We start from the raw sequence: 21,708 nt of genomic DNA, 5'->3' as shown, positions 1-21,708 counted from the left end.
GGAGAGGGGAACGCCAGTCGATTGGCATGAACGCGATGAAGCGCTGCCGGAAGAGTAGGAGGACTAGACCACCTGGTCAATGGTTCGGACCAATCCCGGGCCGATTCGAGGCCGGTTGTCGGTGCCCTGAGATATCTTGAAGTGAGCGGTCGTTAACCAGTGACCAGGTGTCTCCTTTCGGGCATACTCACAGGGCGCAGCCGCTGGTCAGCAGCTTCCGTGACCCGGGAGACGCGAGCAGCGAGCGGCGCCCAGTGAGACCGGCGGAGCCGCCCCACCCCACGGCGTGCGCCCGCCAGCGCCCTACAGGGAGGAGAGCGTCGCCATGCCCGACCGCGCCCCGCAGCCGGTGGACCGGCAACTGCCCACGGACGAGGCCCGGGATCTGATCTCGCTCGTCCGCGACATCGCGCAGCACGAGATCGCCCCGAACGCGGCCGAGGAGGAGGACGCCGGGCACTTCCCGCGCGAGGTCTTCACCCTGCTCTCCCGCACCGGACTGCTCGGTCTGCCGTACGACTCCGAGTACGGCGGCGCCGACCAGCCGTACGAGGTCTACCTCCAGGTCCTCGAAGAGCTCGCCGCGGCCCGTCTCACCGTCGGCCTCGGCGTCAGCGTGCACACCCTCGCCTCCTACGCCCTCGCCACCTACGGCAGCAAGGAACAGCAGGTCGAGCACCTGCCCGCGATGCTCGGCGGCGGACTGCTCGGCGCCTACTGTCTCTCCGAGCCCTCGTCCGGTTCGGACGCGGCCTCGCTGCGCACCAGGGCGGTCCGGGAGGGCGACGACTGGGTGATCACCGGCACCAAGGCCTGGATCACCCACGGCGGGGTCGCCGACTTCTACACCGTCATGGCGCGCACCGGCGAGGAGGGGCCGCGCGGGATCACCGCGTTCCTGGTGCCCGCCGACTCGGAGGGCGTGAGCGCCGCGGCCCCGGAGAAGAAGATGGGCATGAAGGGCTCGCCCACCGCCCAGGTCCACTTCGACGGAGTGCGCGTCCCGGACGCCCGGCGCATCGGCGACGAGGGGCAGGGCTTCGCGATCGCCCTGTCCGCGCTCGACTCGGGACGGCTCGGCATCGCGGCCTGTGCGATCGGGGTGGCCCAGGCGGCCCTCGACGAGGCGGTCGGTTATGCGACCGGGCGACTGCAGTTCGGGCGGCCGATCGCCGACTTCCAGGGGCTGCGCTTCATGCTCGCCGACATGGCGACCCAGATCGAGGCGGGCCGGGCGCTGTACCTCGCGGCCGCGCGGCTGCGCGACGCCGGACGGCCCTTCGCCAAGCAGGCGGCCATGGCCAAGCTGCACTGCACCGACACCGCGATGAAGGTCACCACCGACGCCGTCCAGGTCCTCGGCGGCTACGGCTACACCGCGGACTTCCCGGCCGAGCGGTACATGCGCGAGGCCAAGGTCCTCCAGATCGTCGAGGGCACCAACCAGATCCAGCGGATGGTCATCGCCCGTCACCTAGCGGGTCCGGAGACGCGCTGAACTGACCGGGCCTGACCTGCGGCGCCGCGAGCCGTACCCATTCCGGGTCGTGGCGCCCCGGCAGAGTGCGCCCGCCGCTCGCCCAGGTGCGCATCAGGTCCCGGTAGATGGGCGGGTCCTGGGGTGGCGGCGGGGCCGGGCGGTAGGAGGACGGGGTCGGCGGAACCGATTCTGCGACCGGTGCATACGTACGGGTCATACCGGGGCAACGCGGAAGTCGGCGGCTGGGTCACGGTGTCCGCAATCGACCGTGAGTTCGCGGGCGTCCGGCCGAACATCTGGCCAGTGGCAGCGGTCTGACGTACCGTCAGCCAACCGCCGGCAGGGAGTTTGGCCATGACCGACGACCGCCCCGTACCGCTCGACGAGTACCCCGTGCACCAGGTGCCCCTGTCCATGAAGTACGTGGCGACGGGGGACCGCAACGCCTACGACCGCTGCATCTTCCACGTCCTCGACCACGAGGGACACGCCCTGCTCATCCTCGGGCTCGGTGTCTACCCCAACCTCGGGGTGATCGACGCCTACGCGACCCTGCGCCTCGGCGACACCCTGCACGCGGTCCGCGCCTCGGACGCCCTGCGCGAGGACTCCCGGACGGAGCTGACCGTCCGCCCTCTGCGCATCCTCGTCGAACGCCCGCTGCGGGAGTTCGTGCTGAGCTGCGAGGCGGACCCGGGCGACCCGGACGGATTGTCGTACGAGATCAACTGGACCGCCGACTTCCCGGCCCTCTGGGAGCCGCACCACCTCCAGCGGCGGGGCGGCCGGCTCACCCTGGAGGGCAGGCGCTTCGTGCAGGCGGGCCACTGCGACGGCTGGATCCGGGTGGGCGGACGCGAACTGCGCGTCCAGGGCTGGACCGGGACCCGGGACCGCAGCTGGGGTGTGCGACCGGTGCCGGGGGAGGAGGGCGGCCGGTTCGCGGAGGAGCACCCCGCGGAGGGCTTCCACTGGATCTGGTGCCCGGTCCGCTTCGAGGACCGCTTCCTCATGGTGATCGTCCAGGAGGACGCCGACGGCCACCGCTCGCTCAACGACGCGACCCTCGTCCGCCCCGGCCGGCGCGACCGCCAACTCGGCTGGCCCCAGCCCGAGATCACCTATCGCCCCGGCACGCGCCACCCGGAACGCGCCCTCATTCACCTCGGTGACCTCCGCAAGCCCATGGAGCTGGAGGTGGAGGTCCTCACCTCCTCACCGCTCGCGCTCGGCGCCGGCTACCCGCCCGCCGACGACTGGCAGCACGGCACCTGGCAGGGCCGCGACTGGACCGACCGCCGCACCTACGACCTCACCGAGCCGCACCCCCTGGCCGCCTTCGGCGTCACCGACCACGCGGCCCGCTTCCGGCTGGACGGCCGGCTCGGCCACGGCATCTTCGAACACGGCTCGTTCGGACGGCACGACCCGAGCGGCTTCACCGGCTTCGACTCGGTGGCCCCGTAGGAGAGTTCCGCCTGCTCCACAAGGGAGTTGACGACATGCCCATGGCACCCCGCCCCCGCCCCCGCACCAGCACCCGCGACCCGCAGGAGCTCGCCGACCGCCTCTCCGCCTGGCTCGGCACCCGCCTGCCCGGCGCGAAGGCCGTCGAAGTCACGGTCCCCACCTCGAACGGCCTGTCCAGCGAGACCCTACTCTTCGACATCGAGCACCCCGAACCGCCCCTGCGGTCCTGCGCGTTGCGGCTCGCCGCGGACCCCTCGGCGTACACCGTCTTCCCGGTGTACGACATGGTCCGCCAGTACCGCACGATGCTCACGGTGGCCCGCTGCACGGACCTGCCCGTGCCGAGGGTGCAGTGGCTGGAGGAGGACCCGGGTCCGCTCGGGGCGCCCTTCTTCGTCATGGAACGCGTGCGGGGGCGCGTGCCGCCGGACGTCATGCCCTACACCTACGAGGGCAACTGGCTGCATGCCGCGAGCGACGCCGAGCGGGAGCACCTGGAGGCGGCCACGATCGGCTTGTTGGCCCAACTGCACGACCAAGTCCCGACTTCTGAAGCCGCGTTCCTGGAACTGCCCGGCGAGGGTGACGCACTGCGCCGCCATGTCACCGCCCAACGCGCCTACTACGACTGGGTGGTCGACGGACTCGCCCGCTCACCCCTCATCGAGCAGGCCTTCGACCGGCTGGAGGAACTCTGGCCGACCGACCCGGGCCCGCCCGTCCTCAACTGGGGCGACGCACGTATCGGGAACGTGATCTACGACGGCTTCGACCCCGTCGCCGTCCTGGACTGGGAGATGGCGGCCCTGGCCCCGCGCGAGGTCGACCTCGGCTGGACCGTCTACCTGCACCGCTTCTTCCAGGACCTGACGACCGCCCTCGGCGGGCCCGGGCTGCCGGACTTCCTGCGCCGCGACCGGATCGAGGCCCGCTACGCCGAACTCACCGGCCACACACCGCACGACATGGACTTCTTCACCCTGTACGCCGCGCTGCGGCACGCGATCGTCATGCTGCGCATCGCCTACCGCCAGGCGCACTTCGGCGAAGTGGCCGTACCGGCAAACCCGGACACACTGATCCTGCACCACGACAGTCTGCGGGCCATGGTGCAGGGCAGCTACTGGGATTGAGCGGGACGGCTCAGGCGGCCTGGCGGCGCATCACCGGCACGCGCAGGGGGCGCGAACCGGGGCCACCGACGTGCGAGAAGGGCTGGGTCCGCCAGTCGAGTCCCTGAGGGAGCGTCAACAACAGGGCCGTGTCCTGCTCCTGGGGCTCCGCCGACTCGTCCGCCGACCGGGCGTCGGAGGCCTTGCGCCCCGTACCGGCGCAGACCGTGAGGCCGAACGGATTCCACGGCGAGGCGCACAGCGCGTGCTCCGGCAGGATCTCCTCGTCCGCCAGCAGGGCGATGGGCTGCGCGCAGTCCGGGCAGATCACCCGGTACATCTCGAAGGTGTCGTACGCGTCGAAGTCCTCGTCGAGGGCGTCGGGTTCGACGCCCTCCGGCTCGAACTCGACTACCGCCTGGAGGCGCTTGGGCGCGGTACGACCAGGACGCTGAAGACTCTGCATTGGGTTCTCCCCCTCGGGCTGGGCCGTGAAGGCACTGCGGCCTCGACCACAGCAAGCACTTCCCGTCCCGTCGTGGCGGTAATCACGAGAACATCACAGGGGCCGTTCAGAGTGTGTGGCCTTCGTCACATGCCGCTCGCAGATGCCCGTGGCGGTGGCTTTGTCCCTCAGGAGACGCACAGGCGCCTCTCGGCCACATCACGAACCGGGCATGACCTGGGGCGCTCAGGTATCCGAGAAGATCAGGCGCACTGTAGGTTCTTGCGCCATGGAGGAGCTGGACCGACAAATCGTGCAGCTGCTCGTCAAGGACGGGCGGATGAGTTACACGGACCTGGGCAAGGCCACGGGCCTGTCCACCTCGGCCGTGCACCAGCGGGTGCGGCGGCTGGAGCAGCGTGGTGTCATCCGCGGCTATGCCGCGGTGGTCGACCCGGAGGCGGTGGGCCTGCCCATGACGGCCTTCATCTCGGTGAAACCGTTCGACCCCAGCGCCCCCGACGACATCGCGGACCGCCTCGCCGGCGTCCCCGAGATCGAGGCGTGCCACAGCGTCGCGGGCGACGAGAACTACATCCTGAAGGTGCGGGTGGCGACCCCGCACGAGCTGGAGGAACTGCTCGCGCGCGTGCGGTCCCTGGCCGGGGTCTCGACGCGTACCACGGTGGTGCTGTCGACCCCGTACGAGGCACGACCACCGCGCATCTGAACGAACCGGGGTTCGTGCAACCCGCACCCTTGCGGCGAGATGCCTCCTGCGAAACTGTCCCCCATGAGCGAACCGAAGACCGTCCTCCTCCGTCGCGGCGAGGTCCACAGCCCCGCCGACCCCTTCGCCACCGCGATGGTCGTCGAACGTGGACAGGTGGCCTGGGTCGGTTCCGAAGGCGCGGCCGACGCCTTCGCTGACGGTGTCGACGAAGTCGTGGACCTGGACGGAGCTCTGGTCACCCCCGCGTTCACGGACGCACATGTGCACACGACCGCCACCGGCCTCGCGCTCACCGGCCTCGACCTCTCCGACGCCCCCTCCCTGGACGCGGCGCTGAATCTCGTACGAGAGTTCGCGGCCGCCCGCCCGAACGACCACGTCCTCCTCGGCCACGGCTGGGACACCTCCCGCTGGCCCGGCGGCCGCCCGCCCACGCGCGCGGAACTCGACGAGGCGACCGGCGGCCGCCCGCTCTACCTCAGCCGTATCGATGTCCACTCGGCGGTGGTGACGACCGCCCTCCTCGACATGACGTCCCTCGGTGCGGTGGACGGCCCCCTCACGGCCGACGCCCACCACGCCGTCCGCGCGAAGGCGCTCGGTTCCGTCTCCCCGGCCCAGCGCGCGCAGGCCCAGCGCGCCGCCCTCGCCCACGCCGCCTCCCTCGGCATCGGCACCGTTCACGAATGCGCAGGCCCCGAGATCTCCTCCGAGGACGACTTCACGGGGCTGCTGCGGCTCGCGAGCGAGGAGCCGGGCCCGAGGGTGGTCGGCTACTGGGCCGAGCAGGGCGACGAAGGCGTTGCCAAGGCACGCGAACTCGGCGCGCTCGGCGCCGCCGGAGACCTCTTCGTCGACGGCGCCCTCGGCTCCCACACCGCGTGCCTGCACGAGCCGTACACCGACGCCGACCACTCCGGCCTCGCCTACCTGGACGCCGCCGCCGTGGCCTCCCATGTCGCCGCCTGCACCGAGGCGGGCCTCCAGGCCGGCTTCCACGCCATCGGCGACGCGGCGGTGACCGCTGTGGTCGAGGGAGTGCGCGCCGTCGCGGAGAAGCTCGGCCTCGCCCGTGTCCGTGCCGCCCGGCATCGCATCGAGCATGTCGAGATGCTCACCCCCGAGGCCGTCGCCGCGTTCGCCGAACTCGGTCTGACCGCGTCCGTCCAGCCCGCCTTCGACGCCCTGTGGGGCGGTGAGGACGGGATGTACGCCCGGCGCCTGGGCAGGGCGCGGGCGAGCCGTCTGAACCCCTTCGCGGCCCTCCTGCGCGCCGGCGTCCCGCTCGCCTTCGGCTCCGACAGCCCCGTCACCCCCCTCGACCCGTGGGGCACGGTCCGCGCGGCCGCCTTCCACCGCACCCCCGAGCACCGCGTCTCCGTGCGTGCCGCCTTCACCGCGCACACCCGGGGCGGCTGGCGGGCGGTCGGCCGGGACGACGCGGGCGTCCTGGTGCCCGGCGCCCCCGCCGACTACGCCGTGTGGCGCACCGGCGAACTGCTGGTGCAGGCCCCCGACGACCGGGTCGCCCGCTGGTCCACCGACCCCCGCTCCGGCACCCCGGGCCTGCCCGACCTGACGCCGGGCCGTGACCTGCCCGTCTGCCTGCGCACCGTGGTCGGCGGACGGACGGTCTTCGTACGGCCGGGCGAGTGATCTCCAGGGGTGGCGCGGTATCGATCGGACGCCGCCCCGCTCTCGCGCGACCTGCGCATCCTCTGCCCTGACCAGGGCATTGTCGGAAGATGCGCAGGTCGAACGACTGTTGACAGCCGACGGCAGGAGGCCGGTAGGTTCGGCCGGGTCCACCACCGGACGCCCGACCGGGGAATTTCCACCCAGTCGTCGCAGCGCCGCTGGGTCAGGGACGGTGTGCCGCACCGGAGCACCGCCACTGGGAGCCAGGCTCAGCGCTCGCGCCACGGCGAGGGAACGTTCCGTCCGGCCGGGGAGGTGTGACCCGGGTGGGGCCCGGGCGCTCAGTAGACAACGGCTTTCGGTCGACCCGCAGCCAGCGGGCCCCAGGTCGGCCCGAAGAGCGCCGGGCCCCCATCCGCAGCGAGGGGGCAATTCGGCCACAGCGGCCAAAATTCCTATTCTTACCCCGCTCTTGTGGAAACGACACCAGCATACGAACGCCTTGTCACGTCATCGCAGGCCGTGCGCACTATGGTGGACGCCTGCGCAATGACTCGAAGGGGCAGCGGTGAACGACGGCGACGGGACCCACACGGGCCAGGAGAGGCGATTCGGCCCGCTCGGCACGGCGTTGGTGATCATTCCGACCTACAACGAGGCGGAGAACATCAAGGCCATCGTCCGCCGGGTGCGCGAGGCCGTCCCGGAGGCGCACGTCCTCGTGGCCGACGACAACAGTCCCGACGGCACCGGCAAGCTGGCCGACGAACTGGCCGTCGAGGACGACCACGTCCAGGTCCTGCACCGCAAGGGCAAGGAGGGCCTCGGCGCCGCCTACCTCGCGGGCTTCCACTGGGGTCTGGAGCACGGCTACGGCGTCCTGGTCGAGATGGACGCCGACGGTTCCCACCAGCCCGAGGAGCTGCCCCGGCTGCTGACCGCTCTGAAGGGCGCCGACCTGGTCCTCGGCTCCCGCTGGGTGCCCGGCGGGAGGGTCGTGAACTGGCCCAAGTCCCGAGAGTTCATCTCCCGCGGCGGCAGCCTGTACTCCCGCGTCGCCCTCGACCTTCCCCTCCGTGACATCACGGGCGGCTACCGCGCCTTCCGCCGCGAGACCCTCGAAGGCCTCGGCCTCGACGACGTCGCCTCCCAGGGCTACTGCTTCCAGGTCGATCTCGCCCGCCGCGCGGTCAAGGCCGGCTACCACGTCGTGGAGGTGCCGATCACCTTCGTCGAGCGCGAACTGGGCGACTCCAAGATGAGCCGCGACATCCTCGTGGAGGCCCTGTGGCGGGTCACCACCTGGGGTGTGGGGGAGCGGGTCGGCAGGCTCACGGCACGGGCAAAGCGCGCGCAGCCGTAGGTCCACGACCTCACAGACGGGGGCGATCGTCCCCTTATGCCGTGCTGAGCCGTGCCCAGGCACACTGGACGTATGACGACAGGCGCTTCGACCCCCACGTACCCCGCCCGGCCCCGCCGCTCCCGTGTGCGCACCTACCTGCCGCTGGGCATCGCCGCCTGGCTGGTGCTGGAGATCTGGCTGCTGACCGTGGTCGCGGGCGCGGCGAGCGGCTTCGCGGTGTTCCTGCTGCTGGTCGCCGGCTTCGTGCTCGGCTCGGTGGTCATCAAGCGGGCCGGCCGCCGCGCCTTCCAGAACCTGAACGAGGCGCTCCAGCGCGGCGGCGCCCCGTCGAGCTCCGGCAGCGGTGGCAACGGCCTGATGATGCTGGGCGGCCTGCTCCTGATGATCCCCGGCCTGCTCTCCGACGCGGTGGGGCTCCTCCTGCTGATCCCGCCGGTCCAGAAGGCCGTCGGCCGCTACGCCGAGCGCACCTTCGACCGCAAAATCCGCGCTGCCGCCCCCGGCACCCTGGGTGACGCGTTCCAGCAGGCCCGTATGCAGCGTCCGGACGGCAAGGTGGTCCAGGGCGAGGTCATCGTCCGGGACGAGCCGGGCGGCGACTCCCCGCGGGAGCAGCGCCCTCCGCTCACCCGCTGACCCGGGCGCGGACAGCACAAACCGCGGGCGCGGTACGTGAATCACGTACCGCGCCCGCGGTTACTTGTATGCGCTTGTTCCCGCTCAGGCCGACTTGCGGCTGTCCCGGGGATGAACAGCGATGTTCATCGCGCCGGAACGCAGAACCGCCAGACGCTCCTCAAGGACCTCTTCGAGTTCCTCTCGGGTGCGTCGCTCCATCAGCATGTCCCAATGTGTACGCGCGGGCTTGGCCTTCTTCTCTTCAGGGCCGTCGCCGTCCACGAGGAGTGCCTGGGCCCCGCAGACCTTGCACTCCCACTCCGGCGGGATCTCCGCCTCGACCGAGAAGGGCATCTCGAAGCGGTGCCCCTTCTCGCATGCGTACTCCACGGCCTGGCGCGGGGCCAGGTCGATGCCGCGGTCCGTCTCGTAGCTGGTCACCACGAGGCGCGTGCCGCGAAGAGCTCGCTCACTCATGAATCGTGCCTCCCGGGCTTGTCGCCCACAGGACAGGTGTCGCTGTCGTCGTCATACCGGTCAACGTCCGGTCGGCGGTAAAGATTCCCGTTCCGGGTCCCGTCCCGGGCAATGCGTCGCCGTCGTAGCCGCCCCTTGTTGTACCCACCATCGCCCGGTTTGTCACATCTGCTAGCAGATGTCACCCAGCGTTTCAGTATCTTTGACGCGCAGTAACGGTACGCCTGGCAGGCCAAACGCGTACACTACAGCGCTTTGGTGTTGAACGCTAAATCCTTTCGGGTACGGGGTTGCCCGCGTCGCTGATCGCCCGCCGTACCGGGACCCGTGCGAGCAGGGCGAATCCGATGATGAAGAAGGCCACCAGGGAGATGATCGCGTCCCGGTAGCTTCCGGTCAGCTGGTAGGTGATCCCGAACAGGAGCGGGCCCAGCCAGCTCATGCCCCGGTCGCTCATCTCGTATGCCGAGAAGTACTCGGCTTCCTTGCCGGGCGGGACGAGGTGGGAGAACAGGGAGCGGGACAGGGCCTGGCTGCCGCCGAGGACGAGCCCGATGCCGGAAGCCAGGACGAAGAACCACCCGGGTGCGCCGGCGGGCAGGAAGTACCCGGCACCCAGGATCACCGCCCAGGCGACGAGCGAGCCGAGGATCGTCTGCTTGGCCCCGTAGGTCCGGGCGAGCCGGCCGAGTGCCAGCGCCCCCGCCACCGCGAGCACCTGGACCAGGAGCACGGCCGCGATGAGCGTCGACTGCCCAAGCCCCAGCTCCTCCGAGCCGTAGACCGACGCCTGGGAGATCACGGTCTGGATGCCGTCGTTGTAGATCAGGTACGCCAGCAGGAAGGCGAGCGTGAGCGGGTGGCGGCGCATGTCGCGGACGGTGGCGGCGAGCTGCCGGAAGCCGGGGGCCGTGGGCTCCTCGGCTTCATGCGCGGACGACCGGCGGTCGCGCAGCCGTCGTAGCGGAACCAGCGTGAAGGCGCCCCACCACAGGCCGGCCGAGGCCAGACAGATGCGGACCGCGGCGCTCTCGGAGAGGCCGAAGGAGTCATGGCCCATGTAGAGAACGAGGTTCGCGACCAGCACCAGGGCGCCCGCCGCGTAGCCGAAGGCCCAGCCCTTGGAGGAGACGGCGTCGCGCTCCTCGGGCGGTGCGATCTGCGGGAGGTAGGAGTTGTAGAGCATCGTCCCCACGGACTGCGCCGCGTTGGCGACGACCAGGAGGACGCCGCCGAGGAGGTAGCGCTCGCCGCCCAGGAAGAACATGCCGGTCGTCGCGGCGGCCCCGGTGTACGCGGCGGCCGCCAGGAGGGGCTTCTTGCGGCCGCTGCGGTCGGCGGCGGCGCCCACCACGGGCATCACCAGCACGGCCACGATCACCGACAGGGACACCGAGTACGCGAAGAAGGAGCCGGCGCGCACCGGGATGCCCAGCGGATGGACATAGCCGTCGGCGTCCGCCGCGTTCTTGGCGACCGACGTCAGATAGGGGCCCAGGAACACGGTGAGCACGCTCGTCGAGTAGACGGAGCACGCCCAGTCGTAGAAGTACCAGCCGCGTTGTTCGCGCCGCCGGTCGGCGGCCTCGTCCGTCGCGCCCACCCGCACGGTGTCGGTGCCCACCCGTGCCCTCGCTTCCCCGTGAAGGTGCCGTGCGCGGGCCGGGGAACGGGCTGGTCGGACGTGGGTCAGACCCAGACGCCCCGGTCCTCCATGACCTTGCGCAGTGTGTCGATGTGATCGGTCATGATGCCATCGACTCCCAGGTCCAGGAGCCGGTGCATGCGCTCGGGCTCGTTGATGGTCCACACGTGCACGTGGAGCCCGCGCGCGTGGGCGGCGCGCACGAAGCGGTGGTCCACCACCTGGATGCCCGACTGGACCTCGGGCACCTGGGCGGCGACGGCCGAGCGGCGCAGGGCGGCCGGCACACCCCAGGAGCGCAGCCGGAGGTTGAGCACGCCCCGGGTGCCGTACGACGTCGCCAGGCGCGGCCCGGCCAGCCGCTGGGCGCGCATCACCCGCGCCTCGGAGAAGGAGCCGACGCAGATGCGGTCCCAGGTGTCGGTGCGCTCGACGAGGTCCAGGAGCGGCTGGAGGGCGGACTCGGCCTTGACGTCGACGTTCCAGCGGGCCTCGGGGAAGGCATCGAGGAGCTCCTCGAAGAGCGGCACCGGCTCCTTGCCCGCCACACGCGCGTGCCGTACGTCGGTCCAGGGCAGGTCCGCTATCCGGCCCGCGCCGTCGGTCACCCGGTCCAGGGTGGTGTCGTGGAAGGCGACCAGCCTGCCGTCCGCGGTGGCGTGGACGTCGGTCTCCAGGTACCGGTACCCCGCCTCGACCGCCCGCCGGAACTGGAACGCGGTGTTCTCCAGGCCGTCCGCCGCTCCGCCCCGGTGGGCGAAGGGGATGGGGCCGGGGTGGTCCAGGTAGGGGTGCCGTATCCGCGAGGTCACGGACGCAGTATCGCTCCCCGCGGTTGCCCGACGGCAACGACCGTGCTGCCGTCGGATGCCCGGGGAACGGCGAACACGCGCAGGAAGACCTGGGCGAGCGGGCCGATGGACACCGCGTAGAGGGCGGTGCCGGCGCCGATCGTGCCGCCGAGCACGAATCCCGTGACCACGACGGCCACCTCGATCGCGGTCCGCATCAGCCGGATCGAGCGTCCCGTGCGCCGGTGCAGCCCGGTCATCAGACCGTCCCTGGGGCCCGCACCGAAGCCGGCGGCGATGTACAGGCCGGTGGCCGCGCCGTTGAGCACGATGCCGGCCAGCATGAGGGGAATCCGTACGGCGAGACCGTGCGCGTCGGGGACCACGGCGAGGCTGGCGTCCAGGGCGAGGCCGACCACGAAGACGTTGGAGACCGTGCCGAGGCCCGGCCGCTGGCGCAGCGGGATCCACAGGAGCAGCACGGCCGCGCCGACGACGATCGACACGACACCGATCGACAGCCCGGTCAGCTCGGCGAGTCCCTGGTGCAACACGCCCCAGGGCTCCAGGCCCAACCCCGCCTCGACGAGCAGCGCGGAGCTGGCCCCGTACAGAGCGAGTCCGGCGCACAGCTGGATCAACCGTCGTCCCAGACGGCTCTGCATGGACAAGGTGGGTCCCCCCGTGGCGGTAGTGGCCTGATGCATGACACCCTGTGGCTTGGGGTGACATGCTATCCATGGCCAATTCGGTGAAGGTGGACTGATTTCAGTGGCGCAGTGGACTTCCGCGATGGGGGCGGCGCAGCTCGCCCGGTTGCTCAACTCCCAGCAGGACCGTCCGGCGGGCCCCGGCACGCGCCGGCCGCCCGCCTACCGCGCCCTCGCCGACGGCATCCGCCTGCTGGTCCTGGAAGGGCGAGTTCCGGTGGCCGCCCGGCTGCCCGCGGAACGGGAGCTGGCCTTGTCCCTGTCCGTCAGTCGTACGACCGTGGCGGCGGCCTACGAGGCGCTGCGGGCCGAGGGTTTCCTGGAGTCCCGGCGCGGCGCGGGCAGCTGGACGGCCGTACCGGCCGGGAACCCGCTCCCCGCGCGCGGACTGGAACCGCTCCCGCCCGAGGCCCTCGGTTCGATGATCGACCTGGGCTGCGCGGCACTGCCCGCGCCGGAGCCGTGGCTGACGCGTGCGGTGCAGGGCGCCCTGGAGGAGCTGCCGCCGTACGCCCACACACATGGGGACTACCCGGCCGGGCTTCCGGCCCTGCGCGCGATGATCGCCGAGCGGTACACCGCGCGCGGGATCCCGACGATGCCCGAGCAGATCATGGTCACGACCGGGGCGATGGGCGCGATCGACGCGATCTGTCATCTGTTCGGGGGCCGGGGCGAGCGCATCGCCGTCGAGTCCCCGTCCTACGCGAACATCCTCCAGCTGATGCGGGAGGCGGGCGCGCGGCTCGTGCCCGTCGCGATGGCGGAGGGGCTGACCGGCTGGGACATCGACCGCTGGCGTCAGGTGCTGCGGGACGCGGCGCCGCGGATCGCCTATGTCGTCGCCGATTTCCACAACCCGACGGGTGCGCTGGCCGGTGAGGACCAGCGGCGGCAGTTGGTGGAGGCGGCGCGGTCCGCGGGGACCGTGCTGGTGGCGGACGAGACGATGACCGAGCTGTGGTTGGACGAGGACGTCTCGATGCCGCGGCCGGTGTGCGCCTTCGACCCGGCCGGATCCACCGTGGTCACCGTCGGCTCCGCCAGCAAGGCGTTCTGGGCGGGGATGCGGATCGGGTGGGTCCGGGGGGCACCGGACGTGATCCGCAGCCTGGTCGCCGCGCGCGCCTACGCCGACCTGGGAACGCCTGTGCTGGAGCAGTTGGCCGTGAACTGGCTGTTCAGCACGGGCGGGTGGGAGCAGGCCGTGGAACTGCGGCGGGCCCAGGCCCGGGAGAACCGGGACGCCCTTGTGGCGGCGATGCGCAAGGAGCTGCCCACCTGGGAGTTCGAGGTGCCGCAGGGCGGCCTGACGCTCTGGGTGCGGGCCGGCGGACTGTCCGGGTCGCGTCTGGCGGAGGTCGGTGAGCGCGTGGGGGTGCGCGTCCCGTCGGGGCCGCGTTTCGGGGTGGACGGCGCTTTCGAGGGGTATGTGCGGCTGCCGTTCACGGTGGGCGGCGCGCTGGCCGAGGAGGCGGCGACACGGCTGGCTGCCGCGGCGAGGGTGGTGGAGAGCGGGGGGTCCGGTGGTGGGGAGGCGCCGCGTACGTTCGTGGCGTGAGATCGCTGACCGGGCCTGCGCGGCGGCTGCGTGACCGGCCCCCACCGGTCCACAGCGGCACCGACGGCCACCATCCCTACGGCGCTTCCGCGGCCATCGCTTCCGAGGGGACGCTCTCCGCGTCGGCCGGATGGACGGTCTTCGCGTCGGCCGAGGGGACGCTCTCCGCGTCGGCCGGAGTCGTCCGCTCCGGCAGCAACGCCAGCACCGCCTGCCGGTCCGCCTCGCTCGTAGCGTCGTCGTACGGGTCCGGGGTCGCCGGCACCTGGAGTCGATGCACGGGGCCCGTCCCGAGGCGGGCGTAGCCGCGGCCCGGCGGCACCTCGGCCACCGGGGTCGTGTGCGGGGGTGCTCCCAGGAAGGCCTCCAACTGGTCCGGTGTCGCGGGCCCGAGCACGACACGCGCGCGTGTGTGCTGGCGTACCGGCTCGCTCAACGCCTCCGCGCTGTCGAACTGATCGGCCACCACCACCGTGACATTCGCCGCACGCCCGTGCCGCAGGGGGACCTGGAGCAGGGACTGCGGATCCTTGCGGCCGTCCGCGGCGGCCAGGTGGGTGAAGGCACTCGGCCGGTCCAGGAGGATCCACAGCGGACGCTTGGTGTCCTCGGGCGGCGGATGGCCGGCCTGCCGGGCGCGGTTGGTCGCGATCAGGCGGCGCTCCGTCTCGGTCGCCGCCCACTCCAGGCTCGCCACCGCCCCGGAGAGCCCGCACTCGACCGCGAGGACACCGTCCCGCCCGGTCAGGCACGCGTACTCGCCGGTGCTGCCACCCTCGACGATGACGACATCGCCGTACTGAAGGGCCTGGAGCGCGATCGAACGCAGCAGGGTCGAGGTGCCGCTGCCCGGCTGGCCCATGACCAGCAGGTGCGGCTCGGTGGAGCGGATGCCGGTGCGCCAGACGACCGGCGGGACGTCACGCTGCCCGTCGCCGTAACCGAGCGGGAGGGTGCGCTGGACCTGGGTGGGGTCGGTGAAGCCGAGCACCGTCTCGCCCGGGGCGGTGACGAAACGCTGGGCGGCGATGTCGGTGGGCAGCGGGGCGAGGACGGTGACCGTCAGCTCGTTGCCCTCCTCGTCCCAGGCGAAGTGGTACTCGCGGCCGCGGCCCGACTTGGCGTGCAGCAGCTGCTCGATGCGGGCCCGGGACTCGGCCTCGCCGTCGGTGAAGTACGCCGGGTAGCGGATCAGCAGGTGGGTGATGCGGCCGGTGGCGTCGAAGTCGTACGCGGGGAAGGCATCCCCCCACTCGCCGCCGTGCGTGTACAGCGGGGCCGGGTCCTCGGCCGCCGAGAAGTACGGGACGAGCGCCTCGTACAGCGACTGGAGGCGCTGTGTCTGCGACTCGTCGGGTCCGTCCGGCTCCGGCGGCTTGCGGTCCCGGCCCTGCCAGGCTGCCGCCGCCATCAGGCTGATGACGGCGAGCAGCGGGCCGTACGGAACGAGCGCCACGACCAGGACCACCGAGGCCACCAGGAACAGCAGCGGTCCGCGCCGGTCCTTGGGGGTGTCGGCCCACCTGCGCCGCCCGGCCGAGGCCAGCCGGCGCAGACCACGGGTGAGCGTGATCAGCGGGTGGAGGACATCGGTGGCGCTGTCGGCCGCCGTCCGGGCCAGCTCCCGGCTCCGGGCGATCTGCGCGCTGCCTGTGCTCAGGATGCGGGGGAGGGGGCGGCGGGCCACTGCTGTCTCCTGGAGGTGCGTACGGACGGGACGGGCGGCGTCAGAACTTGATGCCGCCGAGGAGGCTCGCCAGGCTCTCGCCGCCGGCCTTGATGCTCGGAGCGATGGCCGTGCTGGCCAGGTAGAAGCCGAACAGCGACGAGATCAGCGCGTGCGAGGCCTTGAGCCCGTCCTTGCGGAAGAAGATGAAGACGACGATGCCGAGCAGTACGACACCCGAGATGGAGAGGATCATTTGGTGCTCCTGGTTCGTGGGGACAGTCACCATGAGTACTTCCAGCATCACAGCATGTATCCATACGATAAAAGGTGCAAATGGTTGAATTTCTCGCGATTTCACCTGGTTGGTGGAGCCGTGGTGATGCCCACCACGGGACCCCGGGTCATCTGCGGTGCGAGCCAGTACCCTTGCGATTCACCTGAACGGTTGTATGAGAGGCGGTCCGGCCGATGACTGAAGCCCCCGACCCCGAGGTCGTGGAGCTGGCGACCAAGATCTTCGATCTGGCCCGGCAGGGGCAGACCGAGGCACTGGTCGCGTACGTCGACGCGGGTGTCCCGGCAGGCCTGACCAACGACCGCGGGGACTCGCTCGTGATGCTCGCCGCCTACCACGGCCACGCGGACGCCGTGCGCGAGCTCGTCGCCCGCGGGGCGGCGGCAGGCGGGGTCAACGACCGGGGGCAGACGCCCCTCGCCGGCGCTGTCTTCAAGGGCTCCACGGACGTCATCGAGGCCCTGCTGGCAGCCGGCGCCGATCCGGCCGAGGGCACCCCCTCGGCCCTCGACACGGCCCGGATGTTCGGCAGGACGGAACTGCTCGAACTGTTCGCCGCACACTGATCCGCACCTGCTGACCAGTGAACTGACCAGCGAGAACACAGACAACGGGGGAGGCGGTACAAGGCCGCCGAAATTTCGGTCGCGGCAGATGTGAGTGCCGGGTCATCATGACGTCGTGGTTCACGGACGTGATGGCCGGGCAGGTGATGCCGCACCGCGCGGACCGTGACACGGTCCGCATGGGCCACCGACGAGAGGCAGAGGAAGATGGCTTACAGCAAGCAGGAAACGGCGGGCGCCCCGACGTGTTGTCACGCGGCCAGGTAATGCACGTCCCCGGTTGCGTCGACGCTTGATGTGAGGCTGTTTCCCATGTTCGATCCGGTCATAGCGCCCAGCGGTACGCTGCTCGGCCTGCTCCAGCGGGGCCGCGGCGACGGCACACTGCACGCGCTCACCGCCCCGCGCGCCGAGGCGCTCGCGGCCCTCAACCACTGCGTGCTGCGCGATCCCCGCCACGACTGGCAGGTGGAGAACCGCTCCCTGTACTACGCCCGTCTCTTCCTCGACCTGGGTGGCGAGCTGGACGAGATCGAGGCACACCTCTTCGAGGTGGACGACGTCTTCGACACCGAGGAGTCACGCACGGGCCTCGCCCTCGCCGTCCTCGGCCACCTAGCCTCCTACGGCAGGCGCGACGCGCTCGAACTGCTGCGCAGGTACGCCGCCACGGGCTCCAACTGGGCCTGGGCGCTGGACGAACTGGCGCTGCGCGACGACGACGCCGGGCTGCGTGCCCTCGCCGCACCCGTGCTCGCACGCTTCGCGACCGATCCCGAGGGCGAGGCCGAACTGGCCGCCGCCGTCCGCGACGCCTTCGAACCGCGGCCGTGGCGGCTGTGGGCCGAAGATCCCCGCGAATCCGTCTCCACCCGCGTGCGTGCCGCTCACGAGGCCGGCTGTTTCGACCGTTGGCAACGCCAGATGCGACCCGCCGGGCCGCGCCCGGGATGGAGTGTGCAGGCCGTCTTCGAGTGGGCCCAGCAGGGCATCGAGCGGGGTGCCGCCCTCCACGTGCCCGCCGCCCGGTGTCTGACCGCCGTCGCGGGGCCGGAGGACCGGCCGGAGATCCTCGCGGCCGCCAAGGACGGCACCGAGGGGGCGCGGTCCACCGCGCTGCGCTATCTCGCCGACAGCAATGATCCCGAGGCCTTCGAGCTGATCGAGCTGGCCGCCGCCACCGGCTCACCGCTCGTCGTCGAGGCCGCCCTCGACTCATTCGAACGCATGCGCAGTATCGCCGCCGTCGACCGCGCGCGTGGCTGGGCCCGCCGGCCCGATCCGCTGGGCGCCGCCGCCGGCCGCATGCTCGCCTGCCTGGGCGGAACCAAGGACCGGGACCTCGTGCTCGCGGCCCTCCGGGAGGCCGTACGGGGCGAGGGCCCCGACGCGCCCACCCTGTGGACCCTCGTCGACGGCACCGGACGGCTCGGCATCGCCTGCGCCGCGCCCGTACTGCGTCACATCTACCGGGAGACGGCCTCCTCCCACCTCCGAGGCCGCGCCGCCCGCGCGCTCGCCGCCACCGACCCCTCGTTCGCCACCGGCTTCGCCGTCGAATGCCTGTGGGACTGCGAGGAGACCACCCGCGAGATCGCCGCCCGGCACGCCGAGACCGGCGACGCCCGGGTCGTGGAGCGACTGCGCCGACTGGCCGCCGACCCGGCCGAGGAGGCCGAGGTCCAGACGGCCGTCCGCAGCCGTATCGGACCGGACACCGCGGCCATGTGAAACCACCCTCGGGTGTGAACCTCCGAGCCCCGTCACACCCGCCGGGTGAACACCGGACGACCCACGGGTCAGGCGCGCATGGACGCCGCCTGACCTGCTCGGGTGCGCGGCGGAACGCTCATGGGACGTTCATCGTTCGCAAAGATCCACGTTGACGCGGCCACGTCCAACGCGGCGAGAACACCCTTATGCGTGTCGTCATAGTGACCGAATCCTTTCCCCCCGATGTGAACGGCGTGGCCCACTGCGCGCTCCAGACCGCCCGGCACCTCGTAGATCGCGGTCACCTTCCGCTCGTCGTCGCGCCGGCCACCGCGTCCGGCCCCGGGCCCGGCGTGGACGCCCTCGCGCCGTGCCCCGTCGTCCGTGTCCCCTCCCTCCCCCTCCCGGGCTACCCCCAGGTCCGCGTCGCCCTCCCCAGCAGGCGCGTGGCCGCGGCGATCGCCGAGCACCGGGCCGACATCGTCCACCTGGCCAGCCCCTTCGTCCTCGGCGTCCGCGGCATGGCCGGCGCCTCCCGGCTCGGCATCCCCGCCGTGGCCGTCTACCAGACCGACCTCGCCGGATACGCCCGCACCTACGTGCACGCGGGAGAAGCCGCCGCCTGGCGCCGTATCCGTTCCGTCCACGCCGCCGCCGACCTCACCCTCGCCCCGTCCAGCGCCTCCCTGCGCGACCTGGAGGCGCACGGCGTGCCCCGGGTCAAGCTGTGGCCGCGAGGCGTGGACACCGTCCGCTTCCGCCCCGACCTGCGCGACGAGGCGCTGCGCCGCCGACTCGCCCCGAACGGCGAGACGATCGTCGGCTACGTCGGACGGCTCGCCGCCGAGAAGCACATCGAACTGCTGGCCGACGCCTGCCGCCTGGACGGCGTCAAGGTCGTGGTCGTCGGAGACGGGCCCAGCCGGCCCCATCTGGAGCAGGCACTGCCCGGCGCGGTCTTCCTGGGCCGTCGTATGGGCGACGAACTGGCCCGGATCTTCGCCTCCTTCGACGTCTTCGCGCACACCGGCCCCTTCGAGACCTTCTGCCAGACCGTGCAGGAGGCCATGGCGAGCGGCGTGCCCGTCGTCGCACCCGCCGCCGGTGGCCCGCTCGACCTGGTCGCCCACGGGCGCACCGGGTACCTCGTCCCGCCACGCGACCCGGCCGCCGTACGGGACGCGGTGTGGTCCCTGGCCGCCGACGCCGGGACGCGGGCCTCGTTCGGCGCCGCCGCGCGGGCCATGGTCGAGGGGCGTACCTGGGCAGCCGTCGGCGACCTGCTGATCGGCCACTACGCCGCCGTGCTCACCGGCCGGAAGACGGCGGTGGCGGCATGAACGGACCGTCGCTGCGGATCGTCCGTCTCGCCAACTTCGTCGCGCCCGCCTCCGGCGGCCTGCGCACCGCCCTGCGCGAGCTCGGCAAGGGCTACCTGGCGGCCGGACACGAGCCCGTGCTCATCGTGCCCGGCGAGCGCGCGAGCGACCGCGTGACCGGGCAGGGACGGATCATCACCCTGCCCGGCCCGCTGCTGCCCGGCACCGGCGGTTACCGCGTCCTCGCCGACAAGGGGCGCGTGGCCCGGCTCCTGGAGGAACTCGCCCCCGACCGCCTGGAGGTCTCCGACCGTACGACCCTCAGGTGGACCGGCAAATGGGCCCGGCGGGCCCGCGTCCCCGCCGTGATGGTCTCCCACGAGACCGCCGACGGCGTCCTGCGCACCTGGGGACTGCCCGAGGGCGCGGCCCGGCGTACCGCCGACGCCCTCAACGTCCGTACGGCGCACACGTACGCGCGCGTGGTGTGCACCACCGAGTTCGCCGAGCGGGAGTTCGTCCGGATCGGCGCGCGCAATGTCGTACGGGCTCCGCTGGGCGTCGACCTGGTCGAGCGGCGCCCGGCGCTGCGCGACGCGGGACTGCGGGCCCGCTACGCGCGTGAGGACGAGACGCTTCTCGTGACGTGCACCCGGCTGTCTGTGGAGAAGCGGCCGAGCACGGCCCTGGACGCCCTGGAGACCTTGGTCCGCCGAGGCCGGCGCGCGGTGCTCGTGGTGGCGGGGGACGGGCCGCTGCGGCCGCGCCTGGAACAGCGGGCCCGGGAACGGCGGTTGCCGGTCACCTTGCTCGGCCACGTCTCCGACCGCGGGCTGCTCGGCGCGCTCCAGGCCTCCGCCGACGTGTGCCTGGCGCCCGGGCCCGCCGAGACCTTCGGGCTCGCCGCGCTGGAGGCCATGGCGTGCGGCACGCCGGTGGTGGTGAGCGCCTCCTCCGCGCTGCCGGAGGTCATCGGACCGGCCGGGGCCGTCGCCGCCGACCGCGGGGACGCCTTCGCGGACGCCGTCGACATGCTCCTCGAACGCTCCGAGGCCGAGCGTCGCGAGGCCGCACGCGCGCGTGCGGAGTGCTTCGGCTGGGACACGGCGGTCAGGGCGTTCCTCGCCGCGCACGACGCGGAGGTCTTCGTACCGGGCCCCGTGCCGGGGGGCGTCGCATGAGCAGGGGTGTGTCATGAGAACCGTGCGCTTCGTCGCCCTCGGGGACTCGCTGTCCGAGGGCGTGGGCGATCCCGTCGGCGGGGGATGGCGCGGCTGGGCCGCGCTGCTCGCCGACGGGCTCGCCGAGTCCGTGGAGTTCACCAAGCTCGCGGTGAGCGGGGCGCAGACGCGGGACGTGCTGGAGCGGCAGCTGCCGGTGGGGCTGGGGTCGCGGCCGGATGTCGTCTCGGTCGTCGTCGGCGTCAACGACACCCTGCGCTGCACGTTCGACATCCATGCCGTGGCCGCGCGGCTCGACGAGGTGTACGCGGCCTTCACCGAGCAGGGCGCTCTCCTGCTCACGGCGTGCCTGCCCGACCCGGGCACGATGCTGGGGCTGCCCGGCGCGCTGGCGCGTCCGCTGGCCCGGCGGCAGCGGGCGGTCAACGCGGTGGTGCACGCACTGTCCGAGCGGTACGGGGCGGTGCATCTGCATGCGGCCGAGGGGGCTTGGACCACCGAGCCCGCGATGTGGAGTGCGGACCGGCTGCACCCCAGTGAGCGGGGGCACCGGCAGCTGGCCGTGCGGTTCCACGCGGTGCTGGCGGAGCGGGGGGTCGCGACCGGGGCCGCGCCCTCGGCCGAGCCCGAGTTTCCCGTGCCCGCGAGGGCGGCGAGTCTGTGGTGGCTGGCTACGGCGGGCATGGGGTGGGTGGTGCGGCGGTGCACCGATCTGCTGCCCCAGTTGGTGACGCTCGCGGTGGACGAGATGCGCCATCGTGCGCGGGGGACCAGCGCGCGGCTCGATCTGCGGGCCGCGCACGGGGTGTCCACGGCGTTGGCGGCCTTGTCCGGGCAGGAGCAACGACCTGAGGCCGCGTGAGTGCGTTGTTGGGTGCGGGTGCGGGTGCGGGTGCGGGTGCGTTGTGGCTGGTCGCGC

At 72.1% G+C, this 21,708-nt stretch carries 20 protein-coding genes; 13 read left to right on the top strand and 7 right to left on the bottom strand.

Annotated features, from left to right (window positions below; translation table 11 throughout):
• Window positions 1-325: 325 nt before the first annotated feature.
• The 3 genes from H293_RS0108200 (at window position 326) to H293_RS0108190 (ending at window position 4,083) form a co-directional block, all read left to right on the top strand.
• Window positions 326-1,498, top strand: a complete 1,173-nt coding sequence (locus H293_RS0108200) for an acyl-CoA dehydrogenase (RefSeq protein ID WP_020117395.1) — start codon at window positions 326-328, stop codon at window positions 1,496-1,498.
• Window positions 1,499-1,834: 336 nt separating this feature from the next.
• On the top strand, window positions 1,835-2,947 hold the full coding sequence (locus tag H293_RS0108195; RefSeq protein ID WP_020117394.1) for an Rv3169 family protein: 1,113 nt from the start codon (window positions 1,835-1,837) through the stop codon (window positions 2,945-2,947).
• Between the two features lie 41 nt (window positions 2,948-2,988).
• Entirely contained in the window at window positions 2,989-4,083 is a 1,095-nt protein-coding gene (locus H293_RS0108190; protein ID WP_028807661.1) for a phosphotransferase family protein, read from the top strand.
• Window positions 4,084-4,093: 10 nt separating this feature from the next.
• On the opposite strand, the gene H293_RS0108185 is transcribed toward H293_RS0108190, so the two are convergent.
• Window positions 4,094-4,528 carry a hypothetical protein gene (locus H293_RS0108185; RefSeq protein WP_020117392.1) on the bottom strand — a complete coding sequence of 145 codons (435 nt, stop codon included), beginning with the start codon at window positions 4,526-4,528 and terminating at the stop codon, window positions 4,094-4,096.
• A 268-nt stretch (window positions 4,529-4,796) separates the two neighbouring features.
• Between H293_RS0108185 and H293_RS0108180 the strand changes: the two genes are divergently transcribed.
• The 4 genes from H293_RS0108180 to fxsA all read left to right on the top strand — a co-directional run bounded on the left by H293_RS0108180 (window position 4,797) and on the right by fxsA (window position 8,880).
• On the top strand, window positions 4,797-5,237 hold the full coding sequence (locus tag H293_RS0108180) for an Lrp/AsnC family transcriptional regulator (RefSeq protein ID WP_006136660.1): 441 nt from the start codon (window positions 4,797-4,799) through the stop codon (window positions 5,235-5,237).
• A 63-nt stretch (window positions 5,238-5,300) separates the two neighbouring features.
• Window positions 5,301-6,896 (top strand): amidohydrolase, encoded by a 1,596-nt coding sequence (locus H293_RS0108175; protein WP_020117391.1) that lies wholly within the window; start codon window positions 5,301-5,303, stop codon window positions 6,894-6,896.
• Between the two features lie 550 nt (window positions 6,897-7,446).
• Entirely contained in the window at window positions 7,447-8,241 is a 795-nt protein-coding gene (locus tag H293_RS0108170) for a polyprenol monophosphomannose synthase (protein ID WP_020117390.1), read from the top strand.
• A 72-nt stretch (window positions 8,242-8,313) separates the two neighbouring features.
• Window positions 8,314-8,880: an FxsA family membrane protein gene (gene fxsA, locus H293_RS0108165; RefSeq protein WP_020117389.1), complete on the top strand. Its 567-nt coding sequence runs from the start codon at window positions 8,314-8,316 to the stop codon at window positions 8,878-8,880.
• An 84-nt stretch (window positions 8,881-8,964) separates the two neighbouring features.
• On the opposite strand, the gene H293_RS0108160 is transcribed toward fxsA, so the two are convergent.
• From H293_RS0108160 to yczE, 4 genes are all read right to left on the bottom strand, one after another.
• Window positions 8,965-9,339: an RNA polymerase-binding protein RbpA gene (locus H293_RS0108160; RefSeq protein WP_003977404.1), complete on the bottom strand. Its 375-nt coding sequence runs from the start codon at window positions 9,337-9,339 to the stop codon at window positions 8,965-8,967.
• A gap of 268 nt (window positions 9,340-9,607) precedes the next feature.
• Window positions 9,608-10,963, bottom strand: a complete 1,356-nt coding sequence (locus H293_RS0108155; protein ID WP_020117388.1) for an MFS transporter — start codon at window positions 10,961-10,963, stop codon at window positions 9,608-9,610.
• A 65-nt stretch (window positions 10,964-11,028) separates the two neighbouring features.
• Window positions 11,029-11,796, bottom strand: a complete 768-nt coding sequence (locus H293_RS0108150; RefSeq protein WP_020117387.1) for a glycerophosphodiester phosphodiesterase family protein — start codon at window positions 11,794-11,796, stop codon at window positions 11,029-11,031.
• Window positions 11,793-12,482, bottom strand: coding sequence for a membrane protein YczE (gene yczE / locus H293_RS0108145; RefSeq protein WP_199790140.1), 690 nt, complete (start codon window positions 12,480-12,482; stop codon window positions 11,793-11,795). Before yczE ends, H293_RS0108150 begins: the two co-directional genes overlap by 4 nt.
• Before the next feature lie 64 nt (window positions 12,483-12,546).
• On the opposite strand from yczE, the gene H293_RS0108140 reads away from it, so the two are divergent.
• Window positions 12,547-14,046: an SCO1417 family PLP biosynthesis transcription factor gene (locus H293_RS0108140; RefSeq protein WP_028807659.1), complete on the top strand. Its 1,500-nt coding sequence runs from the start codon at window positions 12,547-12,549 to the stop codon at window positions 14,044-14,046.
• 76 nt (window positions 14,047-14,122) lie between these two features.
• Here the strand turns inward: H293_RS0108140 and H293_RS0108135 are convergent, their stop codons facing one another.
• Together H293_RS0108135 and H293_RS0108130 are read right to left on the bottom strand one after the other, a co-directional pair.
• On the bottom strand, window positions 14,123-15,733 hold the full coding sequence (locus H293_RS0108135; RefSeq protein WP_020117384.1) for an ATP-binding cassette domain-containing protein: 1,611 nt from the start codon (window positions 15,731-15,733) through the stop codon (window positions 14,123-14,125).
• Between the two features lie 40 nt (window positions 15,734-15,773).
• The gene (locus H293_RS0108130) at window positions 15,774-15,968 is read right to left on the bottom strand and encodes a hypothetical protein (protein WP_020117383.1); all 195 of its coding nucleotides are present in this window, start codon (window positions 15,966-15,968) and stop codon (window positions 15,774-15,776) included.
• A 215-nt stretch (window positions 15,969-16,183) separates the two neighbouring features.
• Between H293_RS0108130 and H293_RS0108125 the strand changes: the two genes are divergently transcribed.
• From H293_RS0108125 to H293_RS0108105, 5 genes are all read left to right on the top strand, one after another.
• The gene (locus H293_RS0108125; RefSeq protein WP_020117382.1) at window positions 16,184-16,576 is read left to right on the top strand and encodes an ankyrin repeat domain-containing protein; all 393 of its coding nucleotides are present in this window, start codon (window positions 16,184-16,186) and stop codon (window positions 16,574-16,576) included.
• A gap of 312 nt (window positions 16,577-16,888) precedes the next feature.
• Window positions 16,889-18,307, top strand: a complete 1,419-nt coding sequence (locus H293_RS0108120; protein ID WP_020117381.1) for a HEAT repeat domain-containing protein — start codon at window positions 16,889-16,891, stop codon at window positions 18,305-18,307.
• A gap of 188 nt (window positions 18,308-18,495) precedes the next feature.
• Window positions 18,496-19,629 (top strand): glycosyltransferase family 4 protein, encoded by a 1,134-nt coding sequence (locus tag H293_RS0108115; RefSeq protein WP_028807658.1) that lies wholly within the window; start codon window positions 18,496-18,498, stop codon window positions 19,627-19,629.
• Complete coding sequence (locus H293_RS0108110; protein WP_020117379.1) at window positions 19,626-20,789, top strand: glycosyltransferase; 1,164 nt, start codon at window positions 19,626-19,628, stop codon at window positions 20,787-20,789. Before H293_RS0108115 ends, H293_RS0108110 begins: the two co-directional genes overlap by 4 nt.
• A 13-nt stretch (window positions 20,790-20,802) precedes the next feature.
• On the top strand, window positions 20,803-21,651 hold the full coding sequence (locus H293_RS0108105) for an SGNH/GDSL hydrolase family protein (protein ID WP_020117378.1): 849 nt from the start codon (window positions 20,803-20,805) through the stop codon (window positions 21,649-21,651).
• Window positions 21,652-21,708: the final 57 nt, after the last annotated feature.

It is taken from the genome of Streptomyces canus 299MFChir4.1 (assembly GCF_000383615.1).
GTDB lineage: Bacteria > Actinomycetota > Actinomycetes > Streptomycetales > Streptomycetaceae > Streptomyces > Streptomyces canus_C.
Note: the sequence above shows the minus strand (reverse complement) of the source record. Positions and strands in the feature narration are given on the sequence as shown.